16 protein-coding genes are annotated in these 20,496 nt (G+C 73.7%); 4 read left to right on the top strand and 12 right to left on the bottom strand.

What is annotated here, in order from left to right:
* Positions 1 to 133: 133 nt before the first annotated feature.
* Positions 134 to 727, top strand: coding sequence for a dihydrofolate reductase family protein (locus IH61_RS0117745; RefSeq protein ID WP_031070803.1), 594 nt, complete (start codon positions 134 to 136; stop codon positions 725 to 727).
* Between the two features lie 199 nt (positions 728 to 926).
* The gene (locus tag IH61_RS0117750) at positions 927 to 2,312 is read left to right on the top strand and encodes an ABC1 kinase family protein (protein WP_031070805.1); all 1,386 of its coding nucleotides are present in this window, start codon (positions 927 to 929) and stop codon (positions 2,310 to 2,312) included.
* A gap of 90 nt (positions 2,313 to 2,402) precedes the next feature.
* On the opposite strand, the gene IH61_RS50285 is transcribed toward IH61_RS0117750, so the two are convergent.
* From IH61_RS50285 to IH61_RS0117770, 4 genes are all read right to left on the bottom strand, one after another.
* Positions 2,403 to 2,648, bottom strand: coding sequence for a hypothetical protein (locus tag IH61_RS50285; RefSeq protein WP_051837329.1), 246 nt, complete (start codon positions 2,646 to 2,648; stop codon positions 2,403 to 2,405).
* Between the two features lie 155 nt (positions 2,649 to 2,803).
* Positions 2,804 to 3,172: a WhiB family transcriptional regulator gene (locus IH61_RS0117760; RefSeq protein ID WP_031070809.1), complete on the bottom strand. Its 369-nt coding sequence runs from the start codon at positions 3,170 to 3,172 to the stop codon at positions 2,804 to 2,806.
* Positions 3,173 to 3,341: 169 nt separating this feature from the next.
* Positions 3,342 to 3,791, bottom strand: a complete 450-nt coding sequence (locus IH61_RS0117765) for a hypothetical protein (protein WP_158845059.1) — start codon at positions 3,789 to 3,791, stop codon at positions 3,342 to 3,344.
* A 293-nt stretch (positions 3,792 to 4,084) separates the two neighbouring features.
* Complete coding sequence (locus IH61_RS0117770) at positions 4,085 to 6,346, bottom strand: ATP-dependent DNA helicase UvrD2 (RefSeq protein ID WP_078911190.1); 2,262 nt, start codon at positions 6,344 to 6,346, stop codon at positions 4,085 to 4,087.
* Between the two features lie 166 nt (positions 6,347 to 6,512).
* Between IH61_RS0117770 and IH61_RS0117775 the strand changes: the two genes are divergently transcribed.
* A complete protein-coding gene (locus tag IH61_RS0117775; protein ID WP_031070813.1) occupies positions 6,513 to 6,770 on the top strand; it encodes a mycoredoxin in 258 nt (85 codons plus the stop codon).
* Between the two features lie 29 nt (positions 6,771 to 6,799).
* On the opposite strand, the gene IH61_RS0117780 is transcribed toward IH61_RS0117775, so the two are convergent.
* From IH61_RS0117780 to IH61_RS0117805, 6 genes are all read right to left on the bottom strand, one after another.
* The gene (locus tag IH61_RS0117780) at positions 6,800 to 7,639 is read right to left on the bottom strand and encodes a GntR family transcriptional regulator (protein ID WP_031070815.1); all 840 of its coding nucleotides are present in this window, start codon (positions 7,637 to 7,639) and stop codon (positions 6,800 to 6,802) included.
* A 241-nt stretch (positions 7,640 to 7,880) separates the two neighbouring features.
* Positions 7,881 to 8,852, bottom strand: a complete 972-nt coding sequence (gene nudC, locus IH61_RS0117785) for an NAD(+) diphosphatase (protein WP_078911191.1) — start codon at positions 8,850 to 8,852, stop codon at positions 7,881 to 7,883.
* Positions 8,853 to 8,882: 30 nt separating this feature from the next.
* Positions 8,883 to 10,286, bottom strand: coding sequence for a dipeptidase (locus tag IH61_RS0117790; RefSeq protein WP_031070819.1), 1,404 nt, complete (start codon positions 10,284 to 10,286; stop codon positions 8,883 to 8,885).
* A 134-nt stretch (positions 10,287 to 10,420) separates the two neighbouring features.
* Positions 10,421 to 13,294, bottom strand: a complete 2,874-nt coding sequence (locus tag IH61_RS0117795) for an ABC transporter permease (RefSeq protein ID WP_031070822.1) — start codon at positions 13,292 to 13,294, stop codon at positions 10,421 to 10,423.
* Positions 13,291 to 14,055 (bottom strand): ABC transporter ATP-binding protein, encoded by a 765-nt coding sequence (locus IH61_RS0117800; RefSeq protein WP_037972964.1) that lies wholly within the window; start codon positions 14,053 to 14,055, stop codon positions 13,291 to 13,293. The genes IH61_RS0117795 and IH61_RS0117800 overlap by 4 nt, the downstream gene beginning before the upstream one ends.
* A 65-nt stretch (positions 14,056 to 14,120) precedes the next feature.
* The gene (locus tag IH61_RS0117805) at positions 14,121 to 14,747 is read right to left on the bottom strand and encodes a PadR family transcriptional regulator (RefSeq protein ID WP_031070826.1); all 627 of its coding nucleotides are present in this window, start codon (positions 14,745 to 14,747) and stop codon (positions 14,121 to 14,123) included.
* Positions 14,748 to 14,825: 78 nt separating this feature from the next.
* Between IH61_RS0117805 and IH61_RS0117810 the strand changes: the two genes are divergently transcribed.
* On the top strand, positions 14,826 to 15,800 hold the full coding sequence (locus IH61_RS0117810) for an endonuclease/exonuclease/phosphatase family protein (protein ID WP_063763221.1): 975 nt from the start codon (positions 14,826 to 14,828) through the stop codon (positions 15,798 to 15,800).
* Positions 15,801 to 15,817: 17 nt separating this feature from the next.
* Here the strand turns inward: IH61_RS0117810 and IH61_RS0117820 are convergent, their stop codons facing one another.
* Together IH61_RS0117820 and IH61_RS0117825 are read right to left on the bottom strand one after the other, a co-directional pair.
* Complete coding sequence (locus IH61_RS0117820; RefSeq protein WP_051837315.1) at positions 15,818 to 17,032, bottom strand: PP2C family protein-serine/threonine phosphatase; 1,215 nt, start codon at positions 17,030 to 17,032, stop codon at positions 15,818 to 15,820.
* Positions 17,033 to 17,223: 191 nt separating this feature from the next.
* Positions 17,224 to 20,436: an ATP-dependent DNA helicase gene (locus IH61_RS0117825; protein WP_031070831.1), complete on the bottom strand. Its 3,213-nt coding sequence runs from the start codon at positions 20,434 to 20,436 to the stop codon at positions 17,224 to 17,226.
* Between the last annotated feature and the right edge of the window lie 60 nt (positions 20,437 to 20,496).

A 20,496-nucleotide genomic window follows, 5' to 3' on the forward strand; every position in this document is an offset into this window, starting at 1 on the left:
GGGGGGGAGGGGGGAGGGGCCCCAGGAAGAGTGAAATGTGATCTGAATCACTGGAATGGGGCGATGATTCTCGCGCAGGTTGCCGGTCTCCCCTTACGAAGCCCCGAGCCCAAGAACCCCGAAGGAACACCCCATGCGCATCGTCACCAACCAGTTCATCAGCCTCGACGGCGTCGTCCAGGCCCCCGGCGGCCCGCAGGAGGACACCGACGGCGGCTTCGCCCACGGCGGCTGGTCGCACCCCTACTTCGACGCGGACACCATCGGCCCCTTCCTCGCCGAGACGATGAGCACCACCGACGCCCTGCTCTTCGGCCGCCGGACCTGGCAGACGATGGCCGCCGCCTGGCCCGAGCGCGCCGGCGACCCGTTCGCCGACCAGATGAACTCGATCAAGAAGTACGTCGTCTCCGACACCCTCACCGAGGCCGACCTCACCTGGACGAACACCACCCTCGTCCCCGGCCCCGAGGCCGCCTCCTGGGCTCGCCGCCGGCGCGAGGCGGACGGCGGTGACCTGCTGATCATGGGCAGCCCGACTCTCGTCCGCTCCCTCCTCACCGAGGATCTCGTGGACGAGCTGCGTCTCATCGTCATGCCGGTCGTGCTCGGCGGCGGCAAGACGATCTTCCCGACGGACGGCGTGCAGCGCGCCTTCGAGCTGGTCTCCACCACGACCGCCAAGACGGGCACCCACGTCACCACCTACCGCCGCGCCACCGCCTGACACCACACGCAGGAAGTCGGCCCCGCCGACTTCCTGCGCACACCCCCTCCGCACCACCACCCCCCACCTCACCGAGCCCGACGCGAACTGCCTGCCCCGCCCGGCGAAATACCGCCGGACCCGGGCCGGGGAACGGGCACAATGGCCTAGTGATGGTGGGCCCGTCCGGCGTCGGGGGGCCAGGGATTTGGAGGCCCGGGTGAGCGATCTTCCGCGCAAGGCAGTGACCCGCACGGCACGGCTCGCCGCCCTGCCCCTGGGGATAGCCGGCCGCGCCACTCTCGGCTTGGGCAAGCGGATCGGCGGCCGCTCCGCCGAGGTGGTCACGGCCGAGCTCCAGCAGGCCACCGCGGACCAGCTGTTCAAGGTCCTCGGCGAGCTCAAGGGCGGGGCGATGAAGTTCGGGCAGGTGCTGTCCGTCTTCGAGGCCGCGCTGCCCGAGGAGGTCGCCGGGCCGTACCGGGCCGCACTGACCAAGCTGCAGGACGCCGCTCCCCCGATGCCCGCCGCAACGGTGCACACCGCGCTCGCCCAGCGGCTCGGGGACGACTGGCGCGAGCTGTTCCTGGAGTTCGACGACCGCCCGGCGGCGGCCGCCTCGATCGGCCAGGTGCACCGGGCCGTCTGGCACGACGGGCGCCGCGTGGCCGTCAAGGTGCAGTACCCGGGCGCCGGGGACGCGCTGCTGGCGGACCTCGCCCAGCTGAGCCGGGTGGCTTGGCTGCTGGGCCCGCTGATCCCGGGCCTGGACATCAAGCCGCTGATCGTCGAGCTGCGCGAGCGGGTCTCCGAGGAGCTGGACTACGAGCTGGAGGCGCAGGCTCAGCGCCTCCACGCCGAGGAGTTCGCGGACGACGCGGACATCGCGGTGCCGGGCGTGGTGGCGCAGGGCGACCAGGTGCTGGTCACCGAGTGGATGGACGGCACCCCGCTGGCCGAGGTGATCGCCTCCGGCACCCAGGAGGAGCGCGATCGCGCCGGGCAGTTGCTGGCCCGGTTCCTGTTCGCCGGGCCGGCGCGGACGGGCCTGCTGCACGCGGACCCGCACCCGGGCAACTTCCGGCTGCTGAAGGACGACGGCCCGGTCTCGGGCTGGCGCCTGGGCGTGCTGGACTTCGGCACGGTGGACCGCCTGCCCGGGGGCCTGCCCGAGCCGATCGGGGCGTCCCTGCGGATGGCCCTGGACGGGGACGCGGCGGGCGTGCTCAAGATGCTGCGCGAGGAGGGCTTCGTGAAGCCCTCGATCAGGCTGGACCCGGACGCGGTGCTGGACTACCTGGTGCCGATCATCGAGCCGGCCGCGGTGGACAGCTTCCACTTCACCCGGACGTGGATGCGCGCCCAGGCGGCCCGGATCGCCGATCCGCGCTCCCCCGCCCACAACCTGGGCAAGCAGCTGAACCTGCCCCCGGCCTACCTGCTGATCCACCGGGTGACCCTCAGCACCATCGGGGTGCTGTGTCAGCTGGGCGCGAAGGCCCCGTTCCGGGCGGAGATGCTGGAGTGGCTCCCCAGCTTCGCCGACGAGCCGCCGGCCCCTCCGACCCCGCCGGCCCCTCGCACGAAGGCCAAGCGCAAGAGCTGACCCAACGGCCGCAGGCCGCTCCCCGGTCCTCGGAGACGAGGATCGGAGGGCGGCCTGCGGCACGACGGGGAAGGAACTGAACGGCCGCGCCTACATCAGGGCGACGGCGAGCGCCTTGCGCGCCCGCAGGGAGGCCCGCTCGGCCCGCTGCCGGAGCTTGCGGGCCCGGACGACCCGGGTGACGAGCCGTTGGTTCTCGGCCTCGTGCAGCCTGTCTTGCATATGCGCACGGGCCAGGGATTCGTGGAGGAGTTGCATCTCGAGGGTCCTGTTCTGGATCTGAAGTTCGGTGGTCTGCTCTGCGCGGACGGTCGGATCGATGGCGGCGGGGGTCATGTGGTGGTCCTGCTCGTGGTGCGTGGTCGGGAACGGAATGGTGCGGGCCGCTGCTGCGTCGGCCTTGGCTGCGGCGATCCGTACGGATCGGCGGAGGGCGCTGTCCAGCGGGGGCTGCTCTCCCCGGCGGACGGCCCTGGCGGAGTCGGCGGGATTCACGCCATGACCTCGGTCTTGCGCGGACGCCCACGGGGCCGCTTGCGGGCCACGACGACACCCTGAACGAACAGTTCGCCACCCCAGACGCCCCACGGCTCGCGACGCTCCAGCGCGCCGGTGAGGCAGGCTTCCTTCACCGGGCACGTGCCGCAGAGGGACTTCGCGTACTCGACGTCGGCGGGCGTCTCGGCGAAGAAGACCTCGGGGTCGAAGGCGCGGCAGGGGATGGGAAGGCCGAGGGCCTCGGCCTGCTCGATCGAGTTGAGCTGCATGAACGGAACCTCCGGAGGGTCGGCCTGGTCGGCCTTGGTGTTCTGGCTTGTCGTCGGTACGGACGGGGTGGGCGGTGTGATGACCGTGGACACTTTGGGCGTCTTCCTCGTCTTCTCAGTGGTTCCGGCTCGGTGGACTGGTGGTGCCGGCCGGAGGCCCCGGAGGGCCTGGGTGGTCTTGCGTACCGGACAAAACAGAAGGGCCGCGAATCCCGGTGGTGACGGGTTCCGCGGCCCTGGAGGGTGCCGACCTGAGGCTGACTCAGGTTCGTTCTCTCCAGGGTTCGGGGCCGCGGAAGGCCCGCATCCGGATGGCCTGGGCGCCGATGAAGGCGGCCTGGGCCAGTGCGATCTGCTGCTCGTTCTGCTTCTTCTGGGTGTTTCCGGCACCGATGACCTGCGCATAGCCGCCATGCTTGGCGGCGGCTACGGCCGCCTTCGGTGCCTGGGTCGGTCGCTCATCGCGCATGGGACGCGACGTGCCGAACGACGCCCAGCTACCGGACAGACCGGTCTCGACGGAGGTGCCTTCGACGTTCCTGCCGCCCGGGGCGCAGAGATCAGTGTGTCCAAGCGCACTGACAGCGGGGACGACGGAGACACCGGTGGTGTCGAGACCCAGACCGGTTCCACCGAGCTCGGCGAGCGCCCGCAGGCGGGCGGCACGCAGGGAGGCAGCGACAACGGTCTGGCCAGTCAGTTTGGTGATCATGATGTTTCCCACTGTCTTCGCCTCCTCTCGGCGTCTCGCGGAGCCTGGTCTCCCTGGCTCCGAATCTTCGGATGTCTGTCTCGGTGAAGCTGTGTGGCCGACCGGGCCGTGAGGCCCTGCGACTCTGTGGTCTCGGGGATTCGGCACAGGTGTGACCTGTGCGATCGCGTCCCCTTGACCGCTCCGGCAGGCTATTGCGCTCCCGGTACGCCGCGCAAACTATTTTTCACGGGCGGGTTTCGCCATGTGTCGGAAAGTCCCCCGAGCGGCCCCTCGACCGCGCCCGGACCGGCTCACGCCGGATCGCCCGGCTCGCCGTCCTCGACGTCGTCCGGTGCCTCCTCGGGCTCCTCCCCCGCACACAACGAGAGCACGGAGGCCCCGTACTTGTCCAGCTTCATGGCGCCCACCCCCGAGATCTGGGCCAGTTCCCGGGTGCTGGAGGGCACGTCCTCGGCGATCGCCATGAGTGTCGCGTCGGTGAACACCACGTAGGCGGGGACGCCCTGGCCCTTCGCCTGCCCGGCCCGCCACTCGCGCAGCCGCTCGTACAGCCCCTCGTCCATGGTGGACGGGCAGTCCTCGCAGCGGCGCAGCTTGCGTTCGACCGCCTCGGTCAGGACGCGGTCGCAGACCCGGCACTTGACCGGCCCGCGGGCCCGCCGGGCGGCGGAGCGCTCGCCGGTCTCGACGCTCCCCCGGCCCGCGCGCCCGCCGGTGCGTGCGCCGGGCGCGGAGGAGCCGGGGCGCAGCCCGTCCATGAAGCGGCTGGGCTTGCGGGAGGCCCGCCCGCCCGGGGAGCGGGACAGGGCCCAGGACAGCGAGAGGTACTTGCGGGCGCGGGTGACGCCGACGTAGAGGAGGCGGCGTTCCTCCTCGATCTGTTCGTCGGTCTTGGCGTAGATGATCGGCAGGGTGCCCTCGGTGAGGCCGACGAGGTAGACGGCGTCCCATTCGAGGCCCTTGGCGGCGTGCAGGGAGGCGAGGGTGACGCCTTCGACGGCGGGGGCGTGCTGGGCGGCGGCGCGGGCGTCGAGTTCGGCGACGTAGGCGGCGAGGTCGGCGCCCTGTCCGGAGGCGGCGCGGGTGCGCTGGAACTCCTCGGCGAGGCGGACGAGGGCGGCGAGGGACTCCCAGCGGTCGCGGACGGATCCAGAGCCGGCGGGGGGTTCTGGGGTGAAGCCGCGGGTGGCGAGGACGGCGCGGACCTGTCCGGCGAGGTCGGGGGCGCCCTCGGTGAGCGGGTCGTCGGCGGCGCGGGCGGCGCCGCGCAGCAGGATGCCGGCGTCGCGGACCTCGGGGCGTTCGAAGAACCGTTCGGCGCCCTTGAGCTGGTAGGGGACGCCGAGGTCGGCGAGGGCCTGTTCGTAGACCTCGGACTGGCCGTTGGTGCGGAAGAGGACGGCGATCTCGCTGGCGCGCACGCCGGTGGCGAGGAGGTCCTTGATGCGGCGGGCGGTGTTCTCGGCCTCGGTGGGTTCGTCCTCGTACTCGGTGTAGACGGGTTCGGGGCCGGCTTCGCGCTGGGAGACGAGTTCGAGGCGGTGGCGGGCGGCTTCGCCGCGGGCCTGGGAGAGGAGTCCGTTGGCGAGGTGGACGACCTGGGGGGTGGAGCGGTAGTCGCGCACCAGTTTGACGACGGTGGCCTCGGGGTGGCGGGTGCGGAAGTTGAGGAGGTAGTCGGGGGTGGCGCCGGTGAAGGAGTAGATGGTCTGGCTGGCGTCGCCGACGACGCAGAGGCTGGCGCCGCCGCCGGGGCCGGTCCACTGGTCGAGGAGGCGCTGCTGGAGCGGGGAGACGTCCTGGTACTCGTCGACGGTGAAGTGCCGGTACTGGGAGCGGACCTGGTCGGCGATGTCGGGGCGGTCCTCGAGGATGGCGGCGGTGAGCAGCAGGACGTCCTCGAAGTCGATGGCGCCGCGGCGGCTCTTGGTCTCCTCGTAGACGCGGTAGACCTGGGCGGTCTCGGCGGGGTCGCGGGGGGTGTCGCGGCCGATCTTCGCGACGGCGGCGGGGTAGTCGTCGGGGCCGATCTGGGTGACCTTGGCCCATTCGATCTCGGCGGTGAGGTCGCGCAGTTCGGTGCGCTGGACGCGCAGGCCGCAGCGGCCGGCGGATTCGGCGACGAGCTGGACCTTGCGTTCGAGGAGCTGGGGGACGGCGCCTCCGACGGCGCGGGGCCAGAAGTACTGGAGCTGGCGCAGCGCGGCGGCGTGGAAGGTGCGGGCCTGGACGCCTTCGGCGCCGAGCTCGCGCAGGCGGCCGCGCATCTCGCCGGCGGCGCGGGCGGTGAAGGTGACGGCGAGGACCTGGGCGGGCTGGTAGACGCCGCTGCGCACGCCGTAGGCGATGCGGTGGGTGATGGCGCGCGTCTTGCCGGTGCCGGCGCCGGCGAGGACGCAGACGGGGCCGTGCAGGGAGGTGGCGACGGCGCGCTGTTCGGGGTCGAGCCCGGCGAGGACGGCGTCGGGGCCGGTGGCGGCGCCGGGGTCGGCCCAGCCGTCGGGGGCGTCGTACGGGCTGCCGCTCAAGAGGTCTTCCTGCATGCGTTCCATCCTCTCAGTCCGGTGGGACAACGCGGGCGGGGTTGTCCACAGGCCCGGTGTGATCGGAGGATGATCGCTTCCGTTCGTCGGTCGGTGCGGCCGGAATGCCCGCCCTCCGGTGGGTGTTGCGGCTGTGAGACCGTACGACTCGATTCGAACAAGAAGGAGCCCTTCGATGTCCGCCGCCGTGACGATGTACAGCACGACCTGGTGTGGGTACTGCAACCGCCTCAAGAGCCAGCTGGACCGTGAAGGCATCGCCTACACCGAGATCAACATCGAGCTGGACCCGGAGTCCGCGAACTTCGTGGAGTCGGTGAACGACGGCAACCAGACGGTCCCGACGGTGCTGGTGACGCCGCAGAGCGGTGGCGAGCGGGTCGTCATGACGAACCCGAGCCTGATCCAGGTGAAGAAGGCCCTGGCCGCCTGAGCGGACGCACGGCACGGGCCGGCGCGCGGTCAGGGCGCGTCGGCCCGCGCGGGGTCGACGGGGGCGGCGGGGGCGGGCAGGCTGGTGCGGGCGCCGAGGTCGCCGACGCCGTAGACGAGCCGGCAGCGGTCGGCGGAGTAGCGGGTCTCGATGACGCGCACGGGCCCGCGCCGGTCGTAGGTGACGCGGGTCTGGACGACGAGGGGGACGCCGGGGCCGCCCTGGAACCACTGGGCCTCCTCGGGGCCGGGCATCCGGGCGACGAGGTGGTCGACGGCGCCGATCTCGGTGCGCCCGAGGGCGGCGAGGACGGCCTCGTCGCCGCCCTCGACGGGGTCGGGTTCCATGAGCGGGGTGCCGGCGGCGAGTCCGGCGCGGTAGTGGCTCTCCTCGATGGAGTACGGCTCGCGGTCGAGCAGGCGCAGCTGGCGCCGCACGACGATGGCCTCGCCGGGGCGCAGTCCGAGGCGTTCGGCGATGTCGACGCGGGCGCGGACGATGGTCATCTCGAAGTCGGTGCCGAGGTCGCGCCCGGCGTCGGCGGCTTCGCCGAGGTAGACGGCGGAGGGCGAGGCGAGGGTGTCGCGCGGGGCCGGGGTGAGGGTGGGGCCGTAGGCGCGGTGGTCGAGGACGGGGTGTTCGCGCAGGTAGGTGCCCTTGCCCTGGAGGCGGACGAGGCGGCCTTCGTTGACGAGGACGTCGACGGCGAGGCGGACGGTGTTGCGCGCGACGCCGTACTGGCGCTCGAGTTCGCCCTCGACGGGCAGGGCTGCGTCGGTGGTGAATTCGCCTTCGGCGATCCGGCGGCGCAGGTCGGCGGCGAGCCGCTGGTATTTGGGGGATTGGGCGGTGCCCCTCGGAATCGTCACCCGAGTGAATGTAGCGAGCGCGGTGAGGCGTTTTCAGCCGTTTCCGGCAATGTCGTCCGGGCGGGTTGACGGGCGGGGCCGAAGGGTGTCCTGGGGTAGCACAACTGGCCCGTCCGGCCACGAACCTCAGGGGGTGACGGTTTCGCGCAGGGGTGGGAATGAAGAATGGGGGCGCACGATATGAATCGCACGCCCCCTCTCCACGGGATCGGCGGAAACCGCCCGCGGAATTCGTACAGGATTACCAGCGGGCCGCCGCAGGAAGAGGTTCCCCGTACCAGAGCTCGACGAGGTGGCGGGCGATCGAGATGCCGGAGGGCGGCAGGATCTCCCCCGCCTCCATCCCCGCGCGCAGCTCCTCCCGGGAGAACCAGCGCGCCTCGGCCAGTTCCTCGCCGTCCACGGTGATCTCCGTCCCGTCCGGCAGGGCGCGCCCGCTGAAGCCGAGCATCAGGCTGGACGGGAACGGCCAGGGCTGGCTGGCCACGTAGCGCACCTCGCCCACGCCCACGCCTGCCTCCTCGTGCACCTCGCGGCGCACGGCCTGCTCGATGGACTCCCCCGGCTCGACGAAGCCGGCGAGCGTGGACCAGCGGCCCTCCGGCCACAGGGCCTGGCGGCCGAGCAGGCAGCGGTCCTGCTCGTCGGTGATCACCATGATCACCGCCGGGTCGGTGCGCGGGTAGTGCTCGGCCGCGCAGGAGGTGCAACGCCGAATGTGCCCGGCGCCGGCCTTCTCGGTGGGGTGGCCGCAGCGCGAGCAGAAGCTGTGCAGCCGGTGCCAGTGCTCCAGGGCGACGGCGTGCACCAGCAGCCCGGCGTCTCGGTCGGACAGCAGCGCGCCGACCTCGCGCAGCCCGGCGGGGCGGGCGTCGCCGTCCAGTCGCCCGGGCAGGGTCTCCCCGGCGAGCGCGAAGTAGGAGACGCCGTCCTCGTCGGTGCCCAGGAAGTACCGGTCCCCGGTCTGCGGCGCCTCGAAGGAGGGCAGCAGGACGAGTTCGGTGCCCTGCGCGGTGTCGACGACGAACGCCTCGCCGCCGGCGATCGGAAGCACCCGGGTGTTCGGGTGGCTCCAGGCGGCGGCCAGCCAGGGCTCGTCGAAGCGGTGCTCGGCCGCCCTGTCCACCCCGGCCCGGGCCAGGCCCAGGTACGGGGTGCGATCGGTCTCAGGCACGGTGCTCACGTCGTTCCATCCCCATATGTGATGAGTCATCCGGATGAGTGATCTGGCTGCCGGGGTGCGTCACGCGCCCGGCCGGAAGTTCTCTGCGAGGTCGCCCCACAGGTACGCGGCGGTCTCCACGCCCTTGGCGAGCAGGCCGAGGTCGATCTTCTCGTCCACCGAGTGCCAGCCGTCCGAGGGCACCGAGATGCCGAGGAAGAGCACGGGGGCGCCGAGCACGTCCTGCAGGTCGGCGGCGGGGCCGGAGCCGCCCTCGCGGGTGAACAGCACCCGCTGTTCGAAGGCCCGCTCCATCGCGCGGACCGTGGAGCGCAGCGCCGGGTGGTCGAGCGGGGTTAGGCAGGGCCGGGTGGCGCCGGGGAAGGTGATCTCGTGACGGATGCCTGCGGGCACCCGCTCGGCGACCCAGGCGCGCACGGCCTCGCGGACCTTCTCGACCTCCTGTCCGGCGACGAGCCGGAAGGAGAGCTTGAGGTGGGCGGTGGACGGGACGATGGTCTTGCCGCCGGGGCCGGTGTAGCCGCCCCAGATGCCGTTGACCTCGGCGGTGGGCCGGGCCCAGATCCGCTCCAGGGTGGAGTAGCCGGCCTCGCCGCGCAGGCCGTAGGACTTGGCGACGCGCAGCCACCGCTCCTCGTCGAAGGGCAGTTCGGCGAAGAGTTCGCGCTCGCGGTCGGTGAGTTCGACGACGCCGTCGTAGAAGCCGGGGACGGCGACCTTGCGGTCGGCGTCGTGCAGGCCCGCGGCGAGTTCGGCCGCGACGGCCGCCGGGTTGGGGACGGCGCCGCCGAAGGAGCCGGAGTGGATGTCGGTGTCCGGCCCGTACAGGTCGATCTGGGCGTCGGCGAGGCCGCGCATGCCGGTGCAGACGGTGGGGGTGTCCTCGGCCCACATGCCGGTGTCGGAGATGATCACGACGTCGGCGGCGAGCCGCCCGGCCTCACGGCGCACCAGGTCGGCGAAGTGCGGGGAGCCGGACTCCTCCTCGCCCTCGACGAGCAGCTTGAGGTTGACGGCGGGCGCGGTGCGGCCGGTGGCGGCGAGGTGGGCGCGCACGCCGAGGGTGTGGAAGAACACCTGGCCCTTGTCGTCGGCGGCGCCGCGGGCGTGGAGGCGGTCCTCCACGAAGGTCGGGGTGAACGGCTCGGTGGCCCAGCCGTCCTCCTTCGCGGCGGGCTGCACGTCGTGGTGGCCGTAGACCAGGACGGTCGGCGCGGACGGGTCCCCGGAGGGCCACTCGGCGAACACGGCCGGCAGGCCGTCCGTCTCCCACACCTCGGCGACCGGGAAGCCGGTGTCGCGCAGCTTGGCGGCGAGCCACTCGGCGGAGCGGCGCACGTCGTCGGCGCGCTCGGGGTCGGCGGAGACGGAGGGGATGGCCAGCCACTCGCACAGGTCGGCGAGGAAGGCGGCCCGGTGCTCCGCGATGTGGGAGCGGACGGCGCTGTCCGGGGTTCTCGTCATGACGACGACTGTAGTTCGCCCGTACGGGTGCCCGCCCCGGCCATTCGCCCGGCGGGCCCGCGACCGCCTGTAACATCCGTCACCCCCGTCACGGCGGGTGGCCGTGACGGGGGTGACGCAGGGTCGCACGGGCCTCAGCCGGAGCGGCGCAGCAGGGTGATCCGCGAGCGGGTGAGCAGCGCCGCGAGGCCCGCCGCGAGCAGCGGCAGCACGACGACGGTGACCAGGATGTTGGTCCAGGGGACGGCGATCAGGGTCTGGTTGGCGAGCTCCTGCGTGCTCATGCCGGGGTAGCCGGTGGAGTTGAGCTTGCGCAGGGCGATGGCCGGCACGACGCCGCAGACGACGCCGAGCAGGGTGCCCATGGCGGCGATGACCCCGCACTGGAAGCCGGACAGGGTGCGCCGGATGCGCGGTTCGGCGCCGATGGCGGCGAGGGTGGTGAGGTCGCGCTGGGAGTCGGTGGCGGCCAGCCCGGTGGCGATGCCGGCGGCGCCGAGGGCGACGAGGGCGGCGAAGGCGCTGAGGCCGATGCTGATGAGGCCGGCCTTGCTCTGGTAGCCGCGTTCGATGTTCAGCTGGTTGTAGTCGGTGTACCGGCCGAGCGCGCCGGCGGCCTTCTGTTCGTCGCCGTCGCTGGGTGCGGCGCCGGGCAGCCAGACGGAGCCGATCGGGGTGGTGGTGAGGCCGAGCCTGGTGGCGGTCTCGGGGGTGATGACGGCCTGGCGGTGGGCGGGGAGCACGGCCGGGGAGAGGACGGCGTCGACGAGCACGTCGGTGGGGGCGGGCCGCTTGGCGCCGCTCGCCCCGGGGGTCGGGTCCACGGGTTCGCCGAGGCGGAGGGTGACCTTGCCGTCCTTGTCGAGGTAGCCGGGGTCGAAGACGACGGCCTTGCCGGCGGCCAGGGCCTGCCCGGCGGCCGGGTCGGTGACGCCGTAGAGGTTGCGCAGGAGGGTGGCGTCACCGGCGGTGAGGTCGCCGAAGCGGCTGCCGCGGCGTTCGTCGTCGCGGCAGCGCTGGTCGCTCTCGAGGACACGGACGTACTCGCCGGGCTGGGCCGAGTCGGCCAGGTCCTGGGCGGGGCAGCGCGTGGCCTTGGGCTTGATGACCGCGATGTAGCCGCAGGCGCCGTTGCCGGAGCAGTCGCCCTTGTAGTTGACGCGCCGGACGTCGGCGCGCGGGCCCAGGTCGGGGATGTTCCGCTCGACGGCGTCGCGCAGCTGCGGGAGCATCTGGCGGTTGGTGTCGGGGGCCCAGCCGGCTCCGAGCATGACGGCGTTGGACGGGCCGGCGGCCGTGTAGTCGCGGCGGTACTGCTCCTCGAAGCTGGCGATGTAGATGCCGACGGCGACGGAGCCCGCGACGGCGGCCATGACGGCGGCGACGGCGGGCGCGGTGCGGCCGCGGTGGCGGACGGAGTCGCGCAGGGCGAGGCGGGGTCCGAGGGGGAGCCAGCGGCCGAGCCTGCCGAAGAGGCCGACGAGGAACGGCGTGAGGACGACCATGCCGAGTTCGGCGAGGGCCGAGCCGCCGATGACGGTGAGGCTGCGGTTGGTGGACTTGCTGGTCGCGCCGAGCAGGGCGGCGGCCGCGCCGCCGCCGAGCATGAGCAGGCCGAGGACGGCGAGGCGGCGGCTCGGCGGCTTGACGGAGTCGCGGCTGGTGAGCGCGGAGACGACCTCCTGGCGGGATGCCTGGACGGCGGGGACGACGGCGGCGAGCAGCCCGGTGACGAGGCCGACCGCCAGGATGCCGATCAGGTCGAGCGGCTGGACGTTGAAGTGGCCGAAGCGGGATCCGGCGCGTTCCTCCGCGGCGGTCTGCAGCGCGGCGGTCAGGCCGAGGCCGACGGCGATGCCGACGGCGGCGCCGGTGAGGCCGAGGACGATGCCGCCGCCGAGGACGACGGCGCGCACGTTGGCGCGTTCACCGCCGGCGGCGGCGAGCAGGCCGAGCTGCCGCCGGGACCTCCTGGCGCCGACGGCGAAGGCGGGGCCCGCGAGCAGGACGATCTCCAGCAGGGCCATGCCGATGACGGTGCCGAGGATGACGACGGAGGTGCGGTTGAAGAAGGAGAGCCGGTCGCCGCCGCCGCGCCGGTCGGCCTCGACGTAGTAGGGGACGTCGGCGCGGGCGGGCGGATCGAGCAGGACGGCCCGGGAGGTGGCGGCGAACCCGTAGGAGTTGAGCTCGACGACCTTGTTCCAGTCGAGGGTGGCGCCGCCCGGGAGCTTGACGAGCCATTTGTCGACCGTGCCGGGGGCGGTGACCCCGTCCACCTTCCGGCTCGTGCCGGCCGCCTGGGCGAGGGAGGCGAGGAGGGCGCCGGGGCGGGCGATGATCTCGGTGGCGTCGAGTTCGCCGGGGTACTCGACGACGGCGGTGATGGTGAAGGTCCTGGAGTCCACGCCCTGCATGCCGGTGGTGGCGCCGAGCTTCAGGCGCGAGCGCTTGAGGAAGGCGCTGGTGACGGCGACCTGGTCGTCGGCCGTGGGGGTCCGGCCGTCGAGGAGGTCGACGACGCCCTTCCAGACGGGGTCGGCGAGGTCCTTCTCGGTGGCGCGGGTGGTGAGCAGCCCCTCGGCGCTCCTGGCGGCGCCGTAGCTTCCCGCGGGCTCGGGGACGAAGACGGTTCCCGCGGGCAGCAACTGGCGTGCCAGTTCGGCGGGTTCGGTCTCCTGGCTGCGCTTCTGGGCGGGGGTCCGCTCGACGATCCTGCCCTGGGCGTCGCGACCGGCGGGGGGCATCGTCATGCCGGTGTCCGGGTCGGGGGCCTGGAGGACGAGCGATCCGCGTTCGGCCATGCGCACTTCGGCATCGGCCTGCCCCATGACGCGGGCGACGTGCTCGGTGGGCGTGAGTTCGCCGCTGCGGTAGAAGACGTCGGCGCCGGTGACGCCGAGGACGGGCAGGGCGATCATGGCGATGACGAGGGCGCTGCGGCCCTTGGCACGCAGGGCGTCCCGGCGGGCGATGCGCAGGGCGACCCGCCAGGCTCCGAGCTTCACTCGTCCACCTGCTTGCTGTTGGCGGCGGCCGCGACGAGGAGGCTGGCGGCGTCCTGGCTGACGGACTCGTCGACCATCCTCCCGTCGCGCAGGAAGACGACGCGGTCGGCCCAGGCGGCGTGGCGGGCCTCGTGGGTGACCATCATGGCGGCGGCGCCGGCGTCGCAGCGGGCGCGCAGCACGGCGAGGACGGCCTCGCCGGTGGTGGAGTCCAGGGCGCCGGTGGGCTCGTCGGCCAGGACGAGGCGGCGGTCGCCGATGAGGGCGCGGGCGATGGCGACGCGCTGTTGCTGGCCGCCGGACATGTCGTCGGGGAAGCGGTCGGCGAGTTCGAGGATGCCCAGTTCCTCCAGCGCGGCGAGGGCCTCGCGGCGGGCGGCGCGGCTGGAGAGGCCGTCGAGTTCGCGCGGCAGCGAGATGTTCTCGGCGGCGGTCAGGGCCGGGATGAGGTTGTAGTCCTGGAAGACGTAGCCGATGGAGCGGCGGCGGACCTGGGCGAGCCGCTTGCGGCTGAGGCCGCCGAGGGCGACGCCCTCGACGAGGACCTGTCCCTCGGTGGGGCTGTCGAGGCCCCCGGCGAGGGTGAGCAGGGTGGACTTGCCGGAGCCGGACGGGCCCATGACGGCGACGAACTCGCCGGGGTGGACCTTGAGGTCGACTCCGCGCAGGGCGTGGACCTGGGCGGCGCCCTGGCCGTGGACCCGGGTGACGTTCTCCAGGTGCAGCACCGGCTCGGGCCGGCCGTGTGGATCGTGGGACACGATTCCCCCCTTGTTGCTGATTGTGGGCTCGGGTCGGGCCGAGCCCGGTGGTTCCGGGGCAGGCGCTAGCGGCGGGTGCGGCGCAGGCCCTTGGCGGGCGGGGCGGCGACTCCGTCGCGGGCCGCCTGGGCGGCGCGGGCCTGGCGCAGTTCGGCCTGCTTGGCGAGCCGGGTCTCGCAGTGGTCGAGCCAGCGGATCTCGGCCTCGGTCTGGAAGATCAGCTGGTCGAGGACGAGCAGCCAGGCGAGGTCGTTGCCGGCGGTGGGCCCGTCCGCCGGTTCGGCGGCCAGGGCCCGGCCCTTGAGCCGGGTGTAGTCCTGCAGGGCCTTGATGCTGTGCCGGCGCTGGCCCTGGACGACGGCGGAGACGTCGACGCCGGGGACGGTGACGGCCATGGCGAGCTTGATCGCCAGTTCGTCGCGCGGCGGGTTGGTTCGGGGCACCGGGGTGTCGAACCAGGCCCGCAGTTCGGCCCGGCCGGCGTCGGTGACGGCGTAGAACTGGTGGCCCTCCTCGTCCTCCCCCGCGGGTTCGACGAGGCCGTCGCGCTCCAGCCGGGCGAGGGTGGTGTAGACCTGCCCGACGTTGAGTGGCCAGGTGGCGCCGGTGCGCGCCTCGAATTCGACGCGCAGCTGGTAGCCGTAGCGGGGGCCCTGGTCGAGCAGGGCGAGCAGACCGTGGCGGATGGACATACTCAGTATGTATACCCGGTATGCCCCGCCGCCTCAAGCCGCGCCCCCCTCCCCCGGCGAGCGGGTACCGTCGTCCGGGTGAGCCAGCTGCGCATCGCCACCTTCAACCTGCTGCACGGTCAGCCCCTCGCCCCGGACGGCGCCCCGCGGCCCTACCCGGCCGACCCGGGCGCCCCGCTGGCCGAGGCGGTCGCCGCGCTGGACGCCGACGTACTGGCCCTGCAGGAGGTGGACCGCCACCAGGCCCGCTCGGGCGGCGCCGACCAGGCCGCCGTGGCCGCCGCGGCGATGGGCGCCGCCGACTGGCGCTTCGCCGCCGCCCTGCACGGGCGCCCCGCCCCGGTGGCCGGCTGGCTGCCCGAGCCCTCCGCACCCGGGGGCCTGCGGGTGTACGGGCCGGGCGAGACGGGCGACGGCGCCCCGCCCTCGTACGGCACGGCGCTGCTGACCCGGCTCCCGGTGCACCACTGGCGGGCCCGGCGCTTCGCCCCCGCCCCGTTCGGGCTGCCGCTGCGGGTGGCCGGGCGGCGCGGACTGACCCCCGTGCCGGACGAGCCCCGGGCTGCCCTGGCGGCGGTGCTGGAGGGCGAGCGCGGCCCGTTCACCGTGGTCGCCGCGCACCTGTCCTTCGTCCCCGGCTGGAACATGGCGCAGCTGGCCGGCATCCGCCGCTGGATCGCCGACCTGCCGCAGCCCTACCTGGTGCTGGGGGACTTCAACCTGATCGGCGCCGTGCCCCGCACGGTGATGGGCGGGGCGACGGCGCTGGAGCGCACCGCGCCCCGGGCGCAGGTACGCCGGCTGCGCACGACCCGGCGGGCCCGGGCGGCGGCCGCCGCCGAGCCGCGCCGGCGCCGGGTGCGCGAGCCGCGCGCCCGGCTGCAGGGCTGGTACGACCTGGCGCGCACGCCGACCTACCCCTCGCACCGGCCGGCGGTCCAGTTCGACCACGTGCTGGCCGTGGGCGTGCCGCGCACGGCGGTGGGCCCGGCGGCGGCGCCGCGCGCGGCGGTCTCGGACCACCGGCCGCTGCTGGTGGAGGTCAGCCTCTAGTCCCGGCTCCGGCCCTGCTACTGGTTCTGCTTCTGGCTCTGGTTCTGGCTCTGGCCCTGGTGGGCCGACAGGCCGACCTGGTGGGGCAGGCCCGTGCCGCCCGGGGGCTCGTACTGCAGGAGCAGCATCGCCGCGTCGTCGCCGAGCTGGCGGCCGACGTGGCGCACCACGTCCTCGTGGAGGCGCTCCAGGACGTCCGCCGGGTGGCCGGCCGCGCAGAGCGGGAGGCGTTCGGCGAGCGGGTAGAAGGTGCCGGCGCGGTCGCGGGCCTCGATCACGCCGTCGGTGAACAGCAGCACCCGGTCCCCGCCGCGCAGCGCCACCCGGTGCACCGGCGGGCGTACGTCGGCCGGGTCGAGGACGCCCAACGGCGGTACGGTCTGGTCGAGTTCGAGGGTCTGGACGTCGCCGCCGCGCAGCAGCAGCGGCGAGGGGTGGCCGCAGTTGACGAGTTCGGCGGTGCCGTCGGGGCCGACGCCGATCAGGACCAGGGTGACGAACTCCTCCTCCACGCCCGGGTGCTCGTTCTCGTGCAGGGCCCGGTCAAGGCTGACGGCCAGCCAGCCGGCGACCCGGTCCAGGGCCGCCTCCTGGTGGGCGGCCTCGCGGAAGGCGCCGAGGACGGCGGCGGCGGTCTCCACCGCGCCGAGGCCCTTGCCGCGGACGTCGCCGACCACGGCCCGCACCCCGTGCCGGGTGTTGACGACCTCGTACAGGTCCCCGCCGATGCGGGCGTGCGCGGCGGCGGCCTCGTAGTGGACGGCGGCCCGTACGGTGCCGACCCGCTCGGGGACGGGCCGCAGCAGGACGCGGCGGGCGATGGAGGCGACGAGCTGGGCGTCGGCGAGCGCCCGTTCCTGGCGCAGCCTCAGGGTGGCGCTGACCCAGCCGATCGCGGCGACGAGCAGGATCGCGAAGACGCTGGCGGCGTGCACGGACTGGCCGAGCGCGTCGCTGCGGAAGGCCATCAGGAAGGCCACGGCCTCGGTGCACAGGCCGATGGCGAGCGGGTACCAGGTGCGGCGGCTGACCACGGCGGCCAGCGCGGGGACGGCGGTGAGGGCCGGTTCGACGGTCACCTCGGTGCCACTGAGGTAGTCGAGGGCGACGATCAGCGCCATGCCGATGAAGGGCAGCGCGAGCGCCGTCCTCGGCCAGGTGCCGGTCGTTCCCGCGGCGGTGCCCGGGGTCGGTCCGGTGAACCGCTCTCTGATCCATCCGGTCGCGCTCAACTTCGGTCTCTCCAGCAGAAGTCGCGGATGCCCGTGGGCACCTGCGGTGATGACTGAGGGTTAGGAGGTGTGGTCCTCGCTGGCGGCCGGAGCACGGGGGTTGACCGGTTACCGACCCCACAATAGGCGCGAAACGTGCATGACGCACAGGTTTCGGACATCGGCGTGATGAGTTGGATGCTCTGTGTGACTCATTCTTCACTGTTCCCGATCAGGAGCCGTTCCAACTCTTTTCGGTCGGGAAGTCCTTCCGGGCGCACGATCCGTCCGCTGCGGACGTACAGGAACGAGGCCGTGACCTGCTCGGGATCGACCCCCGCCTGCTCGGCCCAGGCGAGCCGGTAGACCGCGAGCTGCAACGGGTCGGCGCTCTCCTCGCGGTGAGTCTTCCAGTCCACCACTTCGTAGCGTGACGCACCACCGGATTCCGACACTGCGTCACCTTCCCGGTAGACCGCGTCGATCCGGCCGCGCACCACCCGCCCGGCCAGCACCAGCTGGAACGGCGCCTCCACCCGCAACGGCTTGCGCTGCGCGTACGGGGTGCGCAGGAACGCCTCCTTGAGGCGCTCCAGGTCCTGCTCGTCCTCGATGCCGTCGTCGTCGGCGCCGGGCAGCGCGCCGGGCTCGATCAGCAGCAGCGGCTCGATCCGGGACTGCACCCAGGCGTGGAAGCGGGTGCCGCGCCGGGCGGCGGGCTGCGGCGGGCGGGGCATCGGGCGGGCCAAATCGTGGGCGAAGCCGTCGGGGTCGGCGGCCAGGCGCAGCAGCTGGGTGGCGGACAGCGCCCCGGGCAGCGGCACGTCGCGGGCGGTGCGCCGGGAGCGCTCCAGCTCGCCGAGCAGGGCGGTCAGGTCGCGGTCCCAGGAGGCGACCTGGCGCTGGTCCTCCACCGCCATGGGTTCCGCCTCGGGGGCGGGCGCTCCGGCGAGGCGGGCGTGCACGACCTCGGCGACGCGGCGGCGGGCGTGCTGGGCGGCGGGGTCGAGCGGCAGCGGCCAGGGGCGTTCGACGGGGGCGGCCAGCGCCGGGTTCTCGGCGCCCTTGACCGGCGGCTCGGCCCAGTGCTCCACCTCCCCGGCGCCGGGCCGCTCGCAGTGCTCGCGCAACAGCTCCAGGAAGGGGGACGGGCCCCGGACGGTCTTCTGGCTGGGCCCCCACCAGTGCCCGGAGGCGAGCAGCAGCGAGCGGGGGCGGGTGAACGCGACGTAGCCCAGGCGCAGTTCCTCGGTGGCGGAGTGCTCGGCGAGCTGTTTGCGGAACGCCGTCATGGACTTGGAGGTCCAGCCGCCGTGCACGTCGGGCAGGGTGGCGGCGTCGCCGCGCAGGGCGTGCGGGAGCACGCGCTTGGTGCTGGTCCAGCGTTCGCGCGTGCCGGTGGAGGGGAACGCCCCCTTGACCAGGCCGGGGACGGCCACCACGTCCCACTCCAGGCCCTTGGACTTGTGGGCGGTGAGCACCTTCACGGTGTCCTCGCCGCCGGGCAGGCTGGAGTCGAGGCCGCGTTCGTACTCCTGGGCGGCGCGCAGGAAGCCGAGGAAGGCGGGCAGCCCGGGGTCGCCGTCGAGGTCGGCGAAGGAGGCGGCGACGTCGAGGAAGGCGTGCAGGGTCTCGCGCCGGCGGGCGGCCAGGGCCTGCGGGGAGGCGGCGAGTTCGACCTCCAGGCCCGTGACGGTCAGCACCCGGTGGAGCACGTCCATCAGCGGGTCGGCCAGCGAGCGGCGCAGTTCCCGCAGTTCGCGGGCGAGGCGGGCGAAGCGCACCCGGGCCTCGGCGGAGAAGGGCAGCTCGTCGGACTGGTCCACTTCCAGGAAGGTCTCGACGGCGTCGGCCAGCGAGACGACCTCGGTCGGGTCGGCCTCGGCGACGGCGGCGGCCAGCGCCTCCGTGCCGCCGGGGCGTTCGGTGTGCACCAGGTCGGCGGCGCGGCGCCCGAGCAGGGCGAGGTCTCGCGGGCCGATGCGCCAGCGCGGGCCGATCAGCAGGCGCACGAGGGCGGCGTTGGCGGTCGGGTCCTGGAGTACCTCGCAGACGGCCACCAGGTCGGCCACCTCCGGGAGTTGGAGCAGCCCGCCCAGGCCCACGACCTCCACGGGCACCTCACGGGCGACGAGGGCGGCGTGGATGTCGGGGAAGGCGGCGCCGCCGCGGCACAGCACGGCGATGCGCCCGGGCGCGGTGCCGGTGCGCACCAGGTGGGCGATGGAGTCGGCGAGCCAGTCGATCTCCTCGGCGTGGGTGTCGAGCAGTGCGGCGCGCACGTAGCCGTCCTGCTCGGCGCCGGGGGCGGGGCGCAGCGCCTCGACGCCCTCGTGCATGGCGCGCAGGGGGGCGGCGAGTTCGTTGGCGAAGGCGAGCAGCCGCCCGCCGCTGCGGCGGTTCTCGCTGAGCGCGTACCGCGCGGCGGGGCTGCCGTCGGCGTTCGGGAAGTGCCGGGGGAAGTCGTCGAGGTTGGCGACGGAGGCGCCGCGCCAGCCGTAGATGGCCTGGCAGGGGTCGCCGACGGCGGTGACGGGGTGGCCGGTGCCCCTGCCGTCGCGGGTGGCGCCGAACAGGCCCGCGAGCATGAGGCGCTGGGCGACGGAGGTGTCCTGGTACTCGTCGAGCAGGACGACCCTGGACTGGCCGCGCAGCAGTTCGCCGACCTCGGGGCGCTGCTGGGCGAGGCGGGCGGCGGCCGCTATCTGGTCGCCGAAGTCCATGAGGCCCGCGGTGTGCTTGCGACGGCGGTAGTCCTCGACGAGGCGCAGCAGTTCGAGCCGGGCGCGGGCGGTGGCGGGCACGGCCCGCAGGTCGTCGTTGGTGAGCTTGACGGTGGCGAGGGTGTCGAGGAGGTCCTCGTCGAAGGCGCGCAGGGCGGCGGGTTCGACGAGGTGTTCGGCGAGTTCGCCGTCGAGGGCGGTGAGGTCGGCGACGAGGTTGGCGAAGGTGCCGGTGAGGGCGGGGAAGGGTCCCTTGGCGGTGCGCAGCACCTTGGCGGCGAGCTGGAAGCGGGTGGCGTCGGCGAGCAGCCGTACGTCCGGCTCGATGCCGATGCGCAGGCCGTGTTCCTTGAGGAGGCGGCCGGCGAAGGCGTGGTAGGTGGAGATCTCGGGTTCGCCGAGGGGGTCGGTGTCGTCGCGGTCGGTGACGCCGGCGCGCAGCAGGGCGGTGCGCACGCGTTCGGCGAGTTCGCCGGCGGCCTTGTTGGTGAAGGTGAGGCCGAGGACCTCGTCGGGGCGTACGGCGCCGGAGCCGACGAGCCAGACGACGCGGGCGGCCATGACGGTGGTCTTGCCGGAGCCGGCTCCGGCGACGATCACGGCGGGTGCGAGGGGGGCGCCGATGGCGGCCATCTGCTCCCGGTTGAACGGGATGCCGAGCAGCTCCTTGAGCTGGTCGGGATGGCTGAGCACGGCGGTCACCCCGCAACCGTAACCGGAGCTTCGGACAGGCTTCACCCGGCGGGCGCCGCTCGACCGGCG

Source organism: Streptomyces sp. NRRL WC-3742 (assembly GCF_000720635.1).
Classification (GTDB): Bacteria; Actinomycetota; Actinomycetes; order Streptomycetales; family Streptomycetaceae; genus Kitasatospora.

What these genes read in the sequence shown, in the direction of transcription:
- IH61_RS0117805 (WP_031070826.1), bottom strand. Translation starts at nt 14,747, where the DNA reads ATGTCCATCCGCCACGGTCTGCTCGCCCTGCTCGACCAGGGCCCCCGC.
- IH61_RS0117775 (WP_031070813.1), top strand. Translation starts at nt 6,513, where the DNA reads ATGTCCGCCGCCGTGACGATGTACAGCACGACCTGGTGTGGGTACTGC.
- IH61_RS0117790 (WP_031070819.1), bottom strand. Translation starts at nt 10,286, where the DNA reads ATGACGAGAACCCCGGACAGCGCCGTCCGCTCCCACATCGCGGAGCAC.
- IH61_RS50285 (WP_051837329.1), bottom strand. Translation starts at nt 2,648, where the DNA reads ATGACCCCCGCCGCCATCGATCCGACCGTCCGCGCAGAGCAGACCACC.
- IH61_RS0117770 (WP_078911190.1), bottom strand. Translation starts at nt 6,346, where the DNA reads ATGGAACGCATGCAGGAAGACCTCTTGAGCGGCAGCCCGTACGACGCC.
- IH61_RS0117765 (WP_158845059.1), bottom strand. Translation starts at nt 3,791, where the DNA reads ATGATCACCAAACTGACTGGCCAGACCGTTGTCGCTGCCTCCCTGCGT.
- IH61_RS0117745 (WP_031070803.1), top strand. Translation starts at nt 134, where the DNA reads ATGCGCATCGTCACCAACCAGTTCATCAGCCTCGACGGCGTCGTCCAG.
- nudC (WP_078911191.1), bottom strand. Translation starts at nt 8,852, where the DNA reads ATGACTCATCACATATGGGGATGGAACGACGTGAGCACCGTGCCTGAG.